General features: G+C 34.5%; 9 protein-coding genes. 2 read left to right on the top strand and 7 right to left on the bottom strand.

The features are described 5' to 3' along the window. Positions 1-7 precede the first annotated feature (7 nt). The 7 genes from hypF to fumC all read right to left on the bottom strand — a co-directional run bounded on the left by hypF (position 8) and on the right by fumC (position 9,753). Positions 8-2,227 (bottom strand): carbamoyltransferase HypF, encoded by a 2,220-nt coding sequence (hypF, locus tag CDOMC_RS05060; RefSeq protein ID WP_172128470.1) that lies wholly within the window; start codon positions 2,225-2,227, stop codon positions 8-10. After that, positions 2,211-3,749 (bottom strand): hypothetical protein, encoded by a 1,539-nt coding sequence (locus tag CDOMC_RS05065; protein ID WP_172128472.1) that lies wholly within the window; start codon positions 3,747-3,749, stop codon positions 2,211-2,213. Before CDOMC_RS05065 ends, hypF begins: the two co-directional genes overlap by 17 nt. Continuing rightward, entirely contained in the window at positions 3,746-4,288 is a 543-nt protein-coding gene (locus tag CDOMC_RS05070; protein WP_172128474.1) for a HyaD/HybD family hydrogenase maturation endopeptidase, read from the bottom strand. Before CDOMC_RS05070 ends, CDOMC_RS05065 begins: the two co-directional genes overlap by 4 nt. Next, positions 4,289-4,972 carry a Ni/Fe-hydrogenase, b-type cytochrome subunit gene (cybH, locus tag CDOMC_RS05075; protein WP_172128476.1) on the bottom strand — a complete coding sequence of 228 codons (684 nt, stop codon included), beginning with the start codon at positions 4,970-4,972 and terminating at the stop codon, positions 4,289-4,291. Between the two features lie 9 nt (positions 4,973-4,981). Next, entirely contained in the window at positions 4,982-6,700 is a 1,719-nt protein-coding gene (locus tag CDOMC_RS05080) for a nickel-dependent hydrogenase large subunit (RefSeq protein WP_172128478.1), read from the bottom strand. A gap of 2 nt (positions 6,701-6,702) precedes the next feature. Next, a complete protein-coding gene (locus tag CDOMC_RS05085; RefSeq protein ID WP_172128480.1) occupies positions 6,703-7,860 on the bottom strand; it encodes a hydrogenase small subunit in 1,158 nt (385 codons plus the stop codon). 495 nt (positions 7,861-8,355) lie between these two features. Next, entirely contained in the window at positions 8,356-9,753 is a 1,398-nt protein-coding gene (gene fumC, locus CDOMC_RS05090; RefSeq protein WP_172128482.1) for a class II fumarate hydratase, read from the bottom strand. A gap of 99 nt (positions 9,754-9,852) precedes the next feature. Here fumC and pbpC point away from each other — a divergent pair, with 99 nt between their 5' ends. Then, positions 9,853-12,021, top strand: a complete 2,169-nt coding sequence (pbpC, locus tag CDOMC_RS05095; protein ID WP_172128483.1) for a penicillin-binding protein 1C — start codon at positions 9,853-9,855, stop codon at positions 12,019-12,021. Continuing rightward, positions 12,021-17,207, top strand: coding sequence for an alpha-2-macroglobulin family protein (locus CDOMC_RS05100; RefSeq protein ID WP_172128484.1), 5,187 nt, complete (start codon positions 12,021-12,023; stop codon positions 17,205-17,207). The genes pbpC and CDOMC_RS05100 overlap by 1 nt, the downstream gene beginning before the upstream one ends. Positions 17,208-17,233: the final 26 nt, after the last annotated feature.

Here is a 17,233-nt window from a genome sequence, read left to right on the forward strand (position 1 = left end):
TTAAATCTTATAAATTGTTTAATAAATAGTACAACTGCCCCGTAGCTATCGAAGAATCGTTGGTTGGATGAGTTTTGTTAAAATAATATTTGATACCACTATTTTTAAAATTATTAATTATTTTTCTTAAGAAAACTCTATTTTGAAACACTCCTCCAGAAAGCAAAACATCTCTACCGTCATCTTTAGCAATTTGGGTTACAATATCACAAAGCCCGTTTATAAAAGCTGTTGCGGCTGTTTTTTTATCATCTTTCAAAGCTGATTTAAAAGCCTCTTTAAAAACTATTTTTTGATTCTCCAGCTCAAATTTATAGCTTTTTTGTATATTTTTATCATACAAAGCTTCAAGCTCCATTCCGCTTTCACCTTCGTAACTAATAGTCTCAAGCCCCAATATAACGCTTCCAAAAGCATCAAAAATACGACCAATAGAACTTGTTTTAACAATACCTAAGTTTCTTTCGTGTAACTTTTTTAAATTTTGTAGTTTTAATGTATCAAAACGAATCAAAAAATCTTGAGCAAATTCTTCTAAATTATATTTTAATATAATGGAATATGCAATTTGCCAAATATTTTTTATACTGCTTTCTGCACCTATTAGGTAGAATTCGTCAAAATTATACACCCTATCATAGTCTTTGACGTTAATCCTCATAACTTCTCCGCCCCAGATATCGCCATTTTCACCGTATCCAGTGCCATCAAAACAAAAGCCGAGATACTCCATATTGGGATCTAGCTCGTTTTCAAACATTACAGAGAGTAGATGCGCATAATGATGGCTAATTTGAGTAATTTTTACATTTTGCTCTTTTGCCCATTTGAGATTTAAGAAGTGCGGGTGCAAATCTGCTACTATATGATCAAATTTTAGTTCGTATACATCTTTAAAAATCTCAATTAAGTTTAAAAAACGTTCAAAAGTCGCGATATTTTTAAGATCGCCTATATATGGGCTTAGTATCACAATACCGTCTTTATAGATTGCAAATTGATTTTTTAGCTCCGCCCCAACGGCTAAGACAGTTTTTTTGATACCAAAGTTAGAATTTATGAATTTAGGATTTACCCCTCTGCTGGTTCGCAAAAAAATAGGCTCATCTTCAAGAACAAATACTATGCTATCATCGCTAGGAGAGTGTATTTCTCTATCATTATCCAAATAATAATCAATCACTTCACCAAGCTTATAGATAAGATCTTGTTCTCTGTATATTATCGGTTCGCCAGAGACATTGGCAGATGTTGCGATAATAGGTTCATTTAGATATTCAAAAAGCAAGAGATGAACACCAGTATAAGGCAAGAATATGCCGATTTTATCCAGATTAGGAGCTATGTTTTGAGATAAATTTGATTTGGCTTTTGAGTTTAAAACTACTATTGGTTTTAAATTTGAAGTCAAAATCCTCTCTTCTGCCTCTGAAATTTGCGCGTATAACTTTGCTTGATTTAAATCTTTACACATTATTGCAAATGGTTTTTTAGGGCGATTTTTGCGAATTCTAAGTTCGTTCACAACAATCTCATTAGTAGCATCACACACTAAATGAAAACCACCAAGTCCTTTAATGGCTAAAATTTTACCATCCCTAATCAAATCCGCCGCCGCTTTTACACTGGTATTTCCTTGTGTTACTATTTTACCCAACTTATCTTTTAACGTTAGGCTAGGGCCACAATTTGGACAAGATATCGGTTGGGCATGGTATCGGCGATTTAAAGGATCGATGTATTCATTATTGCAAAACTCGCACATCTGAAAACTATTCATAGTGGTATTTTTGCGATCATACGGAAGCGATTTAATTATAGAAAACCTAGGCCCGCAATTAGTACAATTTATAAACGGATAATGATATCTTGGATTATTTTTATCATAAAATTCACGCTCACAATCACTACAAAGGGCAAAATCAGGAAGAATTGGAGCGTATTTCTTGGCAGACTTTGAAGCGATAATTTTAAATTCGCTAAAAATTTCATCTATTTGATGTTTTTTGAAGTTATCAATTCTTGCTAATTCCGGAAGCTCTTTAAAAACTGCCTCTTCAAATTTAGCTAACCTACTCTCTTCTCCAAATAATTTTAGTTTAACACCTTCATCGTCGTTATATACCTCTCCAAAAAGGCCGAATCTAAGTGCTAATCCATAAATAAAAGGGCGAAAACCAACGCCCTGAACGAGTCCTGAAATTTCATATCTAAAACATCTCTTCAAGTGAGAGCTCTTTGCTAAATTTTGTATTTATACCGACTCCAACGTGCTTTAAAACCAAATTAGAAAGTGTTTTGTATTCAAATAAAGAGCCTTGTAAAACCACTACAGATACTGAGAAATCCTCTTTTAAGGTATCACAAAAATCACTTAAAAAATGAGCGAACGACTCAATATATCCAAAGCTTAATATCTTATCATCAACTCCGGCAAGTCTAAAGCTCATCCCGCTTCTTATAAATTTTATGATATTAAATTCACTTCTATTAGCCATTTTAAAATCAAGTCTTGGGCCCTTAGCTCCATTAAAATCCATAGCATTTTCAAGTAGTTTTTTGCCTGCTGTTTTAAAATCTTCATCAAAGCCCAAAATTTTACCTACTATACAAAAAAGTGTAAAAAAGCTGGATTTTGCCTCTATTTTTCCGGTAGGAATATTAAAACTAGAAGCATAGTTTGCCACAAGTCTATCTCCGCCCTCTTCTTTGCTAATCTCGTCAAAAAGCTCCTCAAAACTAGAAGGCGTAGGAAGTCTTAAGACATCAAAGCTATCATTTTTACGAAAAATTTTAATCTCATCATCTTTGGTTTTACTCAAAAAAACTCTTAGCCTATTTTCGTTTTTAAACTCATTTATGAGATTAAAATTTGTCAGATCTCTATCTTTGCTATGATTTATCTCTTTTTTAATTTTATCTTTATAGTAAATTTGAGCATTTGAAAATATATAGCTATTTTCTAGCACAACCGCCATAAACTGCGGTTCGTTAGTTTTGACAGCAAGGAAATTTAGACCATTTTTCAAAAGCTTTTCACACAATGCATACATAAAAATATCGTTTGGAGCCACTACCTTAAAAAACCTTGGTGAATCTGGATGGTTTTGTCTATATATAGCATTTGTTTTTAGTTCCACTACAGGCTTTTCATAGCTAGCAAGAGCAATTTGCTCGTTTTTATTGGATATAAAAATTTTTGGTAAATTTTTAAGATTTGTAACCATTAAAATATCAAATTCTTCACTTAATTCATGAAATTTAGATACTTCAAATGTGCCTTGAAAATTTTTAAATTTTATAGGATTATTATTTAAAATTTCATCACAAACAAAATCTAAAAGCTCATTAAAGTTACTTTCTTCAACACTTACAAAAGCACCTTTAACCTCTACCTTCATACCACTTAAAATTCCATTTTCGCAAGCCGAAATTTTTTCATTATGAAACTTATCAACTACGCCTGGAGTGATATTAGGTAAAGTATTTTTAAAATTTATCAACCCACCATTCATCTCTTCACTGACAAAAACTTTTGAGCCCTGAAGAAAAATTGAGTGAGGAACTCTTATAGAAATCTCATCTGAAAATTTTAAAAGTTCATCTTGCTTACCTTTGACATAAAGTCTTAGGATATAGTCCTCTCTTTGTATAGAGTACTCAAGACCACTTGATTTTGCATAAAAATCTAAAAAAAATGCCAAATTATCATTTAAATTTGAGTATTCAAACTCAAAGCAAAGTATCATAAAATCCCTTTATCTTGATATTCTTTAGCCATATCCAAAAGAGTAAAATTTGCCACTTTTTCATAGCTAAATCCCAACTCATCTAAATGTTTCAGAAGGGCTTTTTCCATTACTAAAGCACCTTTTTGAATCTCGTTTGACAGCTCAAAGCTCATAGGCTCTATCCTATTTGGAACAATACCTAAAATTTTAGTTTTTGGCATATCTCCTGCGAGCTCCATCATCTGAAGAGTTTGAAGCATCTCAACCTCATGAGCAGAACCATCCCAAGATATCTTATTAGGAATAGCCTCATAATCAAAAAAATAGACATCTCCTTTTTCGCCATCATCGCTACTTATACAATCAACTACTATCAAATAGTCATATTCTGCTATTATTGGTGTTAAGGCTATAGCTAAGGTTCCACCGTCTATGAAATTTATACTATGTTTAGAGTGAGTAAATTTGTAGTTTTTTTCAATCATTTTGGTAAAATGAACTCCGACACCTTCGTCGGAGAACATTACATTACCAATGCCAAGAACAAGCACCTTCATTTAGTGATTTTCTTTGACAAATTTATAGCCGCTTACAACGGCATCCATAGCTCCGTTTTTACCTTTAACTGCGTTAAATACCGCCATATAAATATGAACTGGAACAAATATCATAATAACCCACATTGCGATTCTATGAATAGTTCTAACGTTAGCTAGACCTCCCATCATATCTTCAAAATATCTCATCGGTTCATAAAATAGTCCGCCAAGACCTTCATGATATACATGCACATAAAGTACCATGCCTGTTAGGCAGATGACAAAAAGCACAAGATAAAAGAACAGATAAGACGCAAATTGAAGTGGGTTATAAACACCTCTTAAATGTGGATGTGGTCCTAAAAATATGTAGTATTTAATCTGCGCTATCCAAACTTTTGGACTAAAAAAATCATAGATACTAGCAAGCTCTTTTCTACTAAGTTTATCAAAAAAGAATAGATAAACTTTAAAAACCGTAACAGCAATCAATATAAATCCGGCAACTTGATGAGCAGCTCTCCATTTTGCATTTAAGAAAATAGTAGGCTCATTAGTAACTTCCGGAGCTATAAAGACATAAGATATATAAAACCCGCTAATCACAAGAAACGCAATAGCTATAAATCTAATCCAATGCGTAAGTCTCAGTCCTATGGAAAATTCGTATTCGCTGATACGATCCGGTTTATGACCTGACATATATCCTCCTTACAAATTTGGATTTATTTTGTATTCGCCAAGTTTATTTCCCTTAGTATCCATAACATGAACAGCGCACGCTATACATGGATCATAAGAGTGAATTTTACGAATAATTTCAAGTGGCTGAGTTAGGTCGGCTATCTTTAGTCCGATTATACACTCTTCATACGAACCGCGAACACCATTTGCATCTTTTGGAGATGCGTTCCATGTTGACGGAACCACTGCTTGCCAGTTTGTTATAACGCCATCTTTAATTCTGCACCAGTGAGATAAAGCGCCTCTTGGAGCATTTCCTGCGAAGTAACCTTTATACTCTTTATTTTTATCTATTACGTATTTAGCGCATGTCTCTTGATCGCTTTTTAGATTTTCTACTAGGTTATTAAACGCTTCAAGCCCGTGATTTACTACTATCTTAGCTTCAAGCATACGAGCTGCTGTTCTACCAAGAGTTGAGAATACTGCACTTAGAGGAAGTCCTGTATCTTTTAAGAATTTATCAACAACAGGCACTACACGCTTATTGCCTCTAGCATAGTTTACGACAATACTTGCAAGAGGACCTACTTGCATAGGCTTGCCTTCATATCTTGGAGCTTTAATCCAGCTATATTTACCTTTGACATTAAATACTTTAGTGTCTACCATTTTGCCATGTCCGTCAAGAGTATTCATATCAACTAGACCGGTGTAGTTTGGCTCTGTTTTACCGTCATAAGGATGAAGCGGTTTATCGTCCTTATACCAAGCGCGAGTAGCCTCTTCTGTTATCTTCATATCATCTACTTCGTAAACCTTACTTATGTCGCCATTTAGTATGATTCCGCTTTGGAATAAATTATCATTTCTTCCAACCATAAATTCATCATAAGATAGTAAATTTGCAACTCCAACGTCATTTAATACGCTTGGCTCGTTTCCGTAAGCTTTAGCAGCCATTACTATATCAGGATAGTATGCACGATTTACAAATTCTGACACTTCTTTAAATTTGGTCAAATATTCGCCAAGTCTTGAAGGGCTAAGAATATCCATAACACATGTTACGCCACCTACTGTTAAGCTTTGTGGGTGTGGGTTTTTGGAACCAAATATAGCCATCATTTGAGCCATTGTTCTTTGGATGCTTAAGCACTCTAAATAGTGAGAAAGAACTATCAAGTTTTGCTCAGGAGTAAATTTGTATGTGCTATGTCCCCAGTATGCGTTAGCAAATGGTCCAAGATTTCCTTTTTTAGCAAATGCCGCAACTTTTTCTTTAACCTCTTTTAACTTATCAGCTCCGGTTGCGTAAGGAGTATCGCAGTACTTAAACGCCTCTTCACTAGCTTTAACAGGGTCTGCCTGAAGAGCTGAAATTATATCCACCCAGTCAAGCCCGTGGAGTTGATAGAAATGCACTACGTGATCGTGAAGATAAAGTGCTGCGTTCATAAGTGTTCTAGTAAGCTCTGCATTAAGCGGAGGAACTATGCCAAGAGCTTTTTCAACAGCAATTATGCCAGCTCTATAGTGCGAATATGTACAAACTCCGCAAATTCTTTGAGTAAAGAATCCAGCATCTCTAGGGTCGCGTCCTTTTACGATTTGCTCAATTCCACGCCAAAGTGTTGAGCCTGAATAAGCTTCTTTAACTACATTATTTTCATCTACCACTACTTCTACGCGCAGGTGTCCTTCTATTCTGGTAACCGGATCTACTACTATTCTTTGTTCACTCATAATTATGCCTCTTTCTCTTCTTTATCTTTTGCAAAAACAGCAAGTGCAGCGTGCGCAGCCATACCTATACCGGCAAGCGCGAGCACACCGATACCTATCTTGTCGCTTACATTATCAGCACCAAGACCTAAAACAGTGTCAAATAGTCTATCTCCCATAGGCTCTTCAAATGGCCCCATGGTATCCCAGAAATCAGGCTCAGAGCATCCTATACATCCGTGTCCGGCTTGAACAGGCCAAGATGTATGCTGATTAAATCTCTCGCGTGAGCAGTTATTAAATGTATATGGACCTTTACATCCTACTTTATATAAGCAGTATCCATCTTTTGCGCCCTCGTCGCCAAATCTTTGGACAAATTCACCTGCGTCAAAGCGTCCTCGTCTTTCACAAAGGTCATGAATTCTAAGTCCATAGGCCCATTTTGGACGATTAAATACGTCAAGAGATGGCAATGTTCCAAATAGTATATAGTGCAGTACGTTTCCTACGATATTTTTTTCACTAGGAGGGCATCCAGGAACGTTTATAACAGGTTTGCTAGTAGCTTTGCTCATAGCTTGTGAATTTGAAGGATTTGGACGAGCCGCTTGAACACCTCCAAAGCTAGAACAGGTGCCTATTGCAAATATTGCAGCAGCATTATCGCTAGCATGTTTTGCATGATGAAGTCCGGTGTATCCAAGAGGTCCTACTGTTAGATAATTTTCTGTAGATCCCATAGGTATGCCACCCTCAACTAAAAGTATATACCTACCCTTATACTTTTCTATAGCACTTTCTAAATTCTCCTCAGCCTGCCAGCCAGAAGCCGCCATAATAGTCTCATGATACTCAAGTGATATATAATCAAATATCAAGCTATCTATACTAGGGGTATCGGTTCTAAGTAAACTCTCGCTACAACCTGTACACTCAGCCATATGAAGCCAAATAACAGGCAAGCGATCGCTAAGTTCTGCCGCACGTGCCACAACAGGAGTCATAGACGCAGGAAGCGCCATAAACGCTGTCATTGCGCCAGCCCACTTCATAAAGTCACGACGAGTAAAGCCACTTGCTTTCAGAGCTTCACTTATCGAGCCTTCATTCTTTACTCTTGGTAGCTTAGCCAGAATATTGAGTCGCTCATTAACTCTGGCAAGAACATCATTTTTCATACCTACTCCTTAAAAAAATGAATTTATACCACAACAAATATGTAAATTTTACATAATTATATATATAGAAAAAATAAAAAGAACTTTAATATTTTACAAAATACTAAATGAAATATAAATTTTTTAATAATATTTTGTCTTGGATGAAATATTACTATTAATTCTCATTGTTTATTATTTATAAAATATATTAATTTTTTTTTATAATAATTGATTAATATATTTTTTAGAAATATGCTATTTTCATTATTTTAAAATAAAAATATATACTTAAAATTATTATATAAATTATCAAAAATAAGATTTAAGATAAAAATACTCTGATTTTTATTTAAATGAAATTTTTATTTAAAATATTTGATTTATTTGAAAATATGCCAAATTTGCTTTTTTATTTTTTGTATGTTTTTTGTAGCTAAATTTAAAGTAAAATAAATTTTACCCACTCGCAAAAAGTTAAAAAAATCAAGCGAAAGGGTAAAATTTAAATCAAATTTATTTTTTAGGATAGGTCATCTCTTCAGGACGAACGTATTTGTCAAACTCTTCAGCTGTTAAAATTCCTAAATTTACAGCCTCTTCTTTTAGCGTGGTGCTGTTTTGATGAGCGGTTTTAGCTATTTTAGCTGCATTTTCATATCCTATATAAGGATTTAGCGCGGTTACTAGCATAAGCGAGCCGTGCAAATAGCCGTCTATCACTTTTAAATTCGGTTCAATCCCCACAGCACAATGATCGTTAAAGCTTATCATCGCGTCACTTAAAAGCCTGATTGATTGAAGCAAGTTATAAGTAAGCACCGGCTTAAACACGTTTAGCTCGAAATTTCCTTGAGAGGCGCTAAGAGTTACCGCAAAGTGATTTGCCATGACCTGAACCGATACCATCGTCATCGCTTCGCACTGCGTCGGATTTACTTTGCCCGGCATTATGGAGCTTCCTGGCTCGTTTTCAGGGATAAAAATTTCGCCTATACCGCATCTTGGACCGCTTGCAAGCCATCTTATGTCGTTTGCGATTTTCATCAAATTTGCAGCTAGTCCGTCAAGCGCACCGCTTAAAAACACCTCGCCGTCATGGCTTGTAAGCCCGTGAAATTTATTAGGATGAGAGATAAATTTAAACTTGCTTTTAGTTAGATTGTTTAACTCTTCGCTTACTAAATTTGAAAACTCAGGGTGCGAATTTAGTCCCGTCCCTACGGCGGTTCCGCCGATAGCAAGCTCGCAAAGATATTTCATCGAGTCATTTACTTGAAGCTGCGCTTTTCTTAGCATCTCGACATATCCGCTAAGCTCTTGTCCAAGGGTTAGCGGAGTAGCGTCTTGAAGGTGCGTGCGCCCTATTTTGACTATATCTTTAAATTTCTCGCTCTTGCTCTCTAAAGTCTTTTTAAGCTTGTCGATAGCGGGCAAAAGCTGCTTTTGAATCTCTATCACAAAGGCTATTCTCATCGCGGTCGGATAGGTGTCGTTTGAGCTTTGACCCTTGTTTACGTCATCGTTTGGATGAACGAGTTTTTTTACTCTAAAGTTCTCGCCTAAAATTTCAGTGGCTCTGTTTGCGATAACTTCATTTAGGTTCATGTTTGACTGAGTGCCTGAACCTGTCTGCCAGACTACAAGAGGGAAATTTCCGCACAGTTTGCCGTCTATGATCTCATCGCAGGCTTGTGATATGGCTTTAGTTTTTGCCTCATCAAGCCTGTTTAGCTTGTGATTGACTATGGCGCAAGCTTTTTTAAGATACGCAAAGCCTTTGATGACCTCTTTTGGCATCTTCTCTTCGCCTATTTTAAAATTCTCAAAACTTCTTTCGGTTTGAGCGCCCCAATACTTATCGTTTGGCACCTGAATTTCGCCCATAGTGTCTTTTTCTATTCTATATTGCATAAATGATCCTTTTAAATTATTTTTGATATTTTATATCATAATTAATAAATAAAGGATAACTACGTTAGCTTTGCCTATAAAATCTGTTATAATTTTAAAATGAAGAATAAAATTATTAAATTTGCTAAATTTGGTTTTATCTTTATCGCATCTCTTTTCTTGGCATTTTTAATACTTGATTTTGCCTTCCCTTTAAATACGAAAATGCTCACTAGAGAAAATTCTTCGATATTGTTTGATAAAAATGGCGAGATTATTTCTATGCGCCCAAGTAGCGATGAAATTTGGCGTTTTGAGGCGCAAAATATCCCACAAACGCTCAAAGATAGCGTTTTACTCTTTGAAGATAGATACTTTTACTACCATTTTGGATTTAATCCTTTTTCTATGACTAGAGCTGCTTTTCACAACCTAACGCACAAAAACCGCATAGGTGCTTCAACGATAACCATGCAAGTAGCCCGCATGATGAGCCCAAAAGAGCGCACATACGCTAATAAAATAAAAGAAATTTTTACCGCCTTTCAGCTTGAATGGCACTACACAAAAGATGAAATTTTAAAATTTTATTTCAATCTCGCTCCTTATGGCGGCAATATAGAAGGCGTTGCAGCGGCTGCGAGGTTTTATTTTAATAAAAATTTAGAAGATCTAAGCATTGCTCAAATGGCTCTTCTTAGCACGATCCCAAAAAATCCGAACGCAAATCGCCTTGATAAAAAATCAAACATAAATACTTTAAAAAACCGCGTAGTAACTTTGCTGTATAAGGCTAAAATAATAGACAAGAGCCAATATCAAAGAGCCAGAAGCGAGCCATTTAAAAATAAACGCTTCAATGCGCCTTTAAATGCCAAGCAATACTCTTTAATCGCTATTAAAAACGGAGTTATAAACTCGAATCTGAATCTAAATTTACAAAATATTTTAGAAACAAATCTAAAAATAGCCTCAGATTTAATGATAGATAAAAACGCCAAAAATGCAGCCGGTATAATCATAGATAATAGATCAATGAGTGTGGCTGCATATGTTGGCTCACATAACGAAAAGGCTTTAGACGGAGAAAATGACGGAGTGATTATGAGTAGAAACGTAGGCTCTACTCTAAAACCTTTTATATTTTCATTAGGACTTGATCAAGGCTTCATAACCCCTAAAAAAGAGATGATAGATACTGAAATTTTCATAAGAGAATACAATCCAAAAAATTACGATAACGAATTTTTGGGCATAGTTTCGGCTACAGAGGCCTTAGCGCTTAGCCTAAATATACCTGCTGTAAATTTAAATCACAAACTTAAAGAAAACTCACTATACGAGATGCTAAAAGAGATAAATTTAGTAAAAAATACAAAAGAATTTTACGGCGACAGCATATCATTAGGAAGCGCTGAAATGAGCCTATTAAATTTAGCCCACTTATATACAATCTACGCCAATAAAGGGGAGTTAAAACCTCTTGAAGTCGCAGGAAAAACAGTAGGAGAAAACAAACGTCTAATAAGCGAACAAAGTGCGTATCTAACTGCAAAAATGCTATCAAAGGCAGCCAGAAGCTACCTAGGAGTTACATGGCAATATGCAAAGGATACCCCGCAAATCGCTTTTAAAACCGGCACTAGTTATGGATCAAGAGATATATATGCCATAGGAGTTAATCAAGACTACACAATAGCGGTATGGTTTGGAAATTTTAACGGTAAAAAGACTAAAAATTTAAGCGGATTTTCTGATGCCTCCAAGGTTGTTTTTGATATTTTTAAAATTTTAGCTCAACAAGAGAGTCTATCTTTTATCGATATTCCAAACGGAATCGAAGAAAAAGAGAGCTGTCTGGACGCATTTAAATTTAAAGAGTGTAAAAATATACAAATTGATGAGCTTATAAGCGATGTTGAACTAAAAGATGATTGCGATAGTATAAGAAGTGAAGAGGTGGATTTCTTACTAAAAAACAATAAAATTTCAAAACAAGATATAAAAGACAGCCCCTGCTTTTATAAATTTAAAAACCATAAGCCTCTAATAGCCTCACCTTTTAACGAACAAATAATAATGAGTAATGAGAAGGAAACTAAAGTTATGCTAAAATGTTACGCATATATTGGAGATGAAATTTATTACAAAATAGATGACGAAGAGTTTAATAAGACCACAAACGCAGCCGAAAAAATGCTAATTCTAAAAGAAGGTGAACACAAAATAGGTTGTCTGGATGAGAATTCAAATTTAAGCGAAATAAAAATAGAAATAAGGAGGTTTTGATGTTATTTAGATCTACAGCAGCTACTCTTATGCTATGTTTGAGCCTAAATGCTTTCACTCTTACGGGTGATTTTAGAGCGCCTGATGATAGAGTATTAATCTTTGGAGTAAAATACGAAAAAAAGGCTACATCGTCACTAATTGGAACGATGACGCATAAAAAACTTCTAACATGCACACCAGAACTTGAAGGAGTATACGAATACGGAAACAACGATATCACGCTTTATCTTACAAAACCACTTGTAAAAGGTATTGATTACAACTGCATTAAAGATAAAACTTCGTCCGGGTTTTACAGCGGGGATTTTGTATTAGACAAATTTGTAGAATACTCTAAAAGTGATTATCTGATAGGCTTTAATGACGAAGTTAAAGAAGAGGAATTTGTTAAAAATTTTAAAATTTACGAGAGAAAAAATCTAGCGAAAAACGATATCAAATACAAAATCACAAGCAAAACAAAGAATAACTTTAATGTAAAACTACTTAGTAGCGGAGAAAATTTGATATTTGACGTATCAAATAATCTAAAAAGCACCTCTGGAATAAATTTGGATAATAACTACGCAATACCTCAAGAGCCTACGACAGAAGAGATGTTTGTGGATAATCCAGAGGCTAAAACTATGCTTCTAACCGCCCCTAAAGCAGTTAGTCTAGATAATGGAAAATTAGCCATAAGACTATATTTAAAAAATTGGCTTGATTATGGAAATTTTCATAAATTTGTAAGTATAGACGGAGTTAAAAATTTTAAAGTTAGCGAGATTGAGTATACGAATTATACAGAGAAAGAAGATATACCGCAAGATCACTATTATTACATTGATGTCACAAGCGATGAATTTAAACCGAATACAGAATATAAAATAAGATATTTAAAAGGATTTGGAGATAGGTATTCATTACTAAGAGAGAGTGCTGAATTTAAAATCAAATTTGGAAATTTAAAACCGTTTTTAAAATTTAGCGATCCACAAAATGCTCCATATATGTCAAATATCGGCGAGATAGCCATAGAAAGCGTCAATACAAGCACTGCAAAAGTAGTAGTAGAAAAACTAATGGATCAAAACTATAGATACTTCTTAAATTTTTCAAACGAAGACCTATCGCCTTTAGTTAAAGAGGTAACAAGTAAAAACTATGAGCTTGGCGGGACTTTAAATGAAATTTCAAAACATAAGATCAAGCTTGACTTCGCAGATAGTGGAGATGGAGTATATCTTATAACAATATATTACGATAAAGAAAAAAGCACATCTAAAGTAGTATATTTAACAGATATAGGCGTAAGCGTCAAACTGGCTAAAGATGAGATCTTTTTATTTGCTAATAGACTTAGTCAAAATGCTGTGGTAGCAAACGCGGATGTAAAAATTTATTCCAACAAAAACGAAATTTTAGCAAACGGAATAACAAACGATGAGGGCATATTTAAATTTAATAAGAAAAATATCGGTGAAGAGGCTTCATCTGCTGTCGTAACCATAGGCAAAGAGCAAGGATTTATAATCTTGACTCAGGGCAAAAATTTAAACGAAAATGGCTATTATCCAAAGAAAGCTCCAAATGAACTTTACAGCGCTTATTTACACTTTGCGAGCGATATAATTCGTCCATCAGATACAATAAAAGGAGAGATAATAATCAAAAACGCTCTATTTAGCGCTCTATCTGAAATGCCTGTAAAACTTAAAATAAAAGATCCTCAAAACAAAACAATACTCAATAAATCGGTAAAGACAGATAGGCTTGGAGTGATAAATTTTGACGAGAGTGTAAATTCAGAACTTAGCGGATCGTTTAAATTTGAAGTTATTTTCGCAGACAGAATACTAACTTCTCAAAATTTCTCAGTTGAGTCCTTTACCCCTCAACGTATAAAAAATAACATAACTCTAAATAAAGATACCTATACCAAAGATGAACTAATAGAAGTTAGCCTACAAAGCAACTATCTATTTGGCGCTCCTGCTGGTGATTTAAAAGGCAACATAGAGCTAAATATGTATCAAAAAGAGTATTTAAATGATAAATATAAAAATTATAATTTTAGTAATAGTGAATACTCTAAAATATACTTTGACCAGATATTTAAAGATATAAAGCTTGACAAAGACGGCAAGAGCACAAAGATAATAAAACCACTTATAGGGCAAAAAAAGGTTGCAAGCGTAATTGGTGCTACCTTGGTCTTTAATATCAATGATGATGGTAAAAATATATCGGCAAGTAAAAGTCTAACTATCTATCCTTTTGAAACTATGGTGGGAATTAAGGCTGATACCGACTTTACAGAGGTTAATAACAATGTAAATTTTAACTTCATCAACATAGATCCTCTAAGTGGCGAAGAAAAACAAGGAATAGAAAAAGTAATAGATATAAAAAGAGGAGTATGGAATTACAACCTAGATAAAGAAGGTGTGATGAGATGGAATAAAAACTATGAAAGCATATCTAAAGTATCGCAATCTACAAATACATTTTCTTACAGCTTCTCTCAAAGCGGAGATTACAAAGTAGTCGTAACGGATACTATAAGCGGACATAGTTCAAGCATAAATATATATGTCAGCGGCTGGGATTACGGCTCACTTGCTCCTACAAAAGAACTGGCAAAAGCTCAAATAAAACTAAATCAAAAGAGCTATAAAAAAGGCGATGTGATGAGTGTAGATGTAAGCTCTGTACTCAAAAACGCTATGGCACTCGTTACACTTGAAAGCAACGGGGTAAAAAAACATAAAATTTTAAATATCCAAAATAACTCAGCCAATGTAAAATTTGATCTGGATTTTGACTTTGAGGGATTATATGTAAGCGCTCTCATCATAAGAGTAGCCGATAGTGATATACTTCCGTTTAGGGCATACGATAAGGTTTATGCCAAAGCAGAACATAAAGAAAGAAATATGGAAGTAAAAGCAAAGGCTCCAAATGTAGTAAGGTCAAATTCTAAATTTAAGATGGAAGTAAAAGCCGATCCTAATTCTGAAATTACATTATTTGCTGTAGATGAGGGAATTTTGCAGATAACAAATCAAAAATTTAAAAGCCCTCTTGATTTCTTCAATAAAGCAATAGCGGATTCTGTGCTTGATTTTGATATATTTGACAGCATTACCGGATTTAAAAAAGACGGTAAAGTGCTAAGCTTTGGCGGTGATACGGCTAGCTCGCTAATGGAGATGAGAATGGCGAAATTTGCAACTCCAGTCGATAAGAAAAACGTAAAAACTTATATCAAAATGCAAACTACAAAAGCTGATGCTAACGGAAATGCAACTTTTGAAGTAGAGGTTCCTGAGGATTTCAATTCAAAAATAAATCTAGCAGTTTTAGCAAAGAGCGAAAGTAAGCTTGGTTTTGATATAAGTGAAATTAACGTCAAAGATGACATCATATTAAAACCTACACAAACTGCATACTTGGTAAAAGGCGATAAGATAAATTACATCCTAAGAGTTATAAATACTACAAACGATACGAAAGAGATAACTCTTAGCTTGGATACAAATTTAAATGCAAAACTTGAAAAAGAGAAGATAACTCTAAAGCCAAACGAGAATTTAAAAACAATCGTTGCCATAGATGCAAACTCTACCGGTAAATCATTCTTAAAATTTAAAGCAAATGACGGCAAAGAGAGCTACTCATACTCATTAAATTTAGACGTAGTTTACCCATATCCGCTTAGCACATATATGACATCTTTTCAAGCAAGCGAAAAAAAGACATTAACACTAGACCCTGAATTTAAAGATATCAAAATAGATGCTTCAACTTCTATAAAAAGCTTTCTTGGAGCAAATAGCGATAAGCTTATAAACTATCCTTACGGATGCTCAGAGCAACGCTCAAGTAAGCTTTTAGAGCTTAACGCCTTAGTGCTTAACGATGAAAATAGCACAAAATCAAGAATAGATGCGGCGGATATTAAGAGATTTATAGTAGCCGGCATGAAAGATCTGATAAAAATGCAAAAAACAGATGGAAGCTTCGGATATTGGGGTGAGTTAAGCTATACCAATAATTTTGCCTCCATATACGCTATAGATACGCTTCTAGAGCTTGAAAAATCAGGATTTGCTCTTGATAAAAATGTGAAGTCCAAAGCGCTTATCTGGCTCATAAATTTTGGCTCAAAAGACAATCTTCAAGCCCTATATGCAGCTTATGTATTAAGCACTCAAAATAAGCTTGAAAAATCTGCAGCCAATGCTCTTTATGACAATAGGAAATTTTCAACCTCTCTTGAAGCCTATTTAATGGCATCTATCCTTCAAAATGTTGGTCTTAAAAAAGAGAGTGAAAATGCGCTTAAGCAAATAGGTGATGTAATTTATAGTAAAGAAAAATCTCTAGCAGATAATTTTGGCTCAAGAAAGAGAAATACTGCATTTGCACTGTTGCTTCACGCTAGACATTTTGAGAAAAATCCATTTAGCGAAGAGATGGCAAACTATCTAATAAAAAATATAGATAAAATGTATTCTACTCAGGAGCGTGCATTTACTCTAATGGCTTTAAGAGCCTATATAAAAGATACTTCATCTAGAAATAAATTTAAAATAAGCTACGATGGCAAAGATATTCTTTTTGACGGATTAAATAGTATCGATATATCTCCTAAAAAGCCTGCAATTACAGTCACTCCTGAATCTGGATCATCTGTATATCTAAGTGTAAGAAGTATGGCATATAAACCGCTTGAGATAAATCACAAATTTGATAAAAAAGGGCTTGATATCATGAGAAAATTTGTCGGCAAAGACGGCAAAGAGATAGATATCAACAACCTTAAGTTAAACGACGTGATATACTCTAAACTCATGATTAAGACAGATGATTACATAAGAAACGGCGTGATAAACGAGCAGGTAAGCCCTTGCTTTGAGATCATAAACGAAAACATAGCTCCAAATTTAAGGACAAAGGCTACTAAAAATACTCTATATATAGAACATCAAAACATACAAGATGACAGAGTAATTAGCTTTTATTCACTTGATTCCGGATTTGCAAACGAAAAAGATAAAACGCCATTTACTCTTTACACTCCGCTTCGAGTTGTGATGAGCGGTAAATGCATGCTTCCTGCGGTTATAACCGAAAATATGTATGATGAGAGCATGAACGATTACGATTTAGCTCAAAAAGAATTTATCGTAAAATAAACCAAAAAGAGGTGGCTTTACCAGCT

It is taken from the genome of Campylobacter sp. RM16192, from assembly GCF_004803855.2.
Taxonomy (GTDB): Bacteria; Campylobacterota; Campylobacteria; order Campylobacterales; family Campylobacteraceae; genus Campylobacter_A.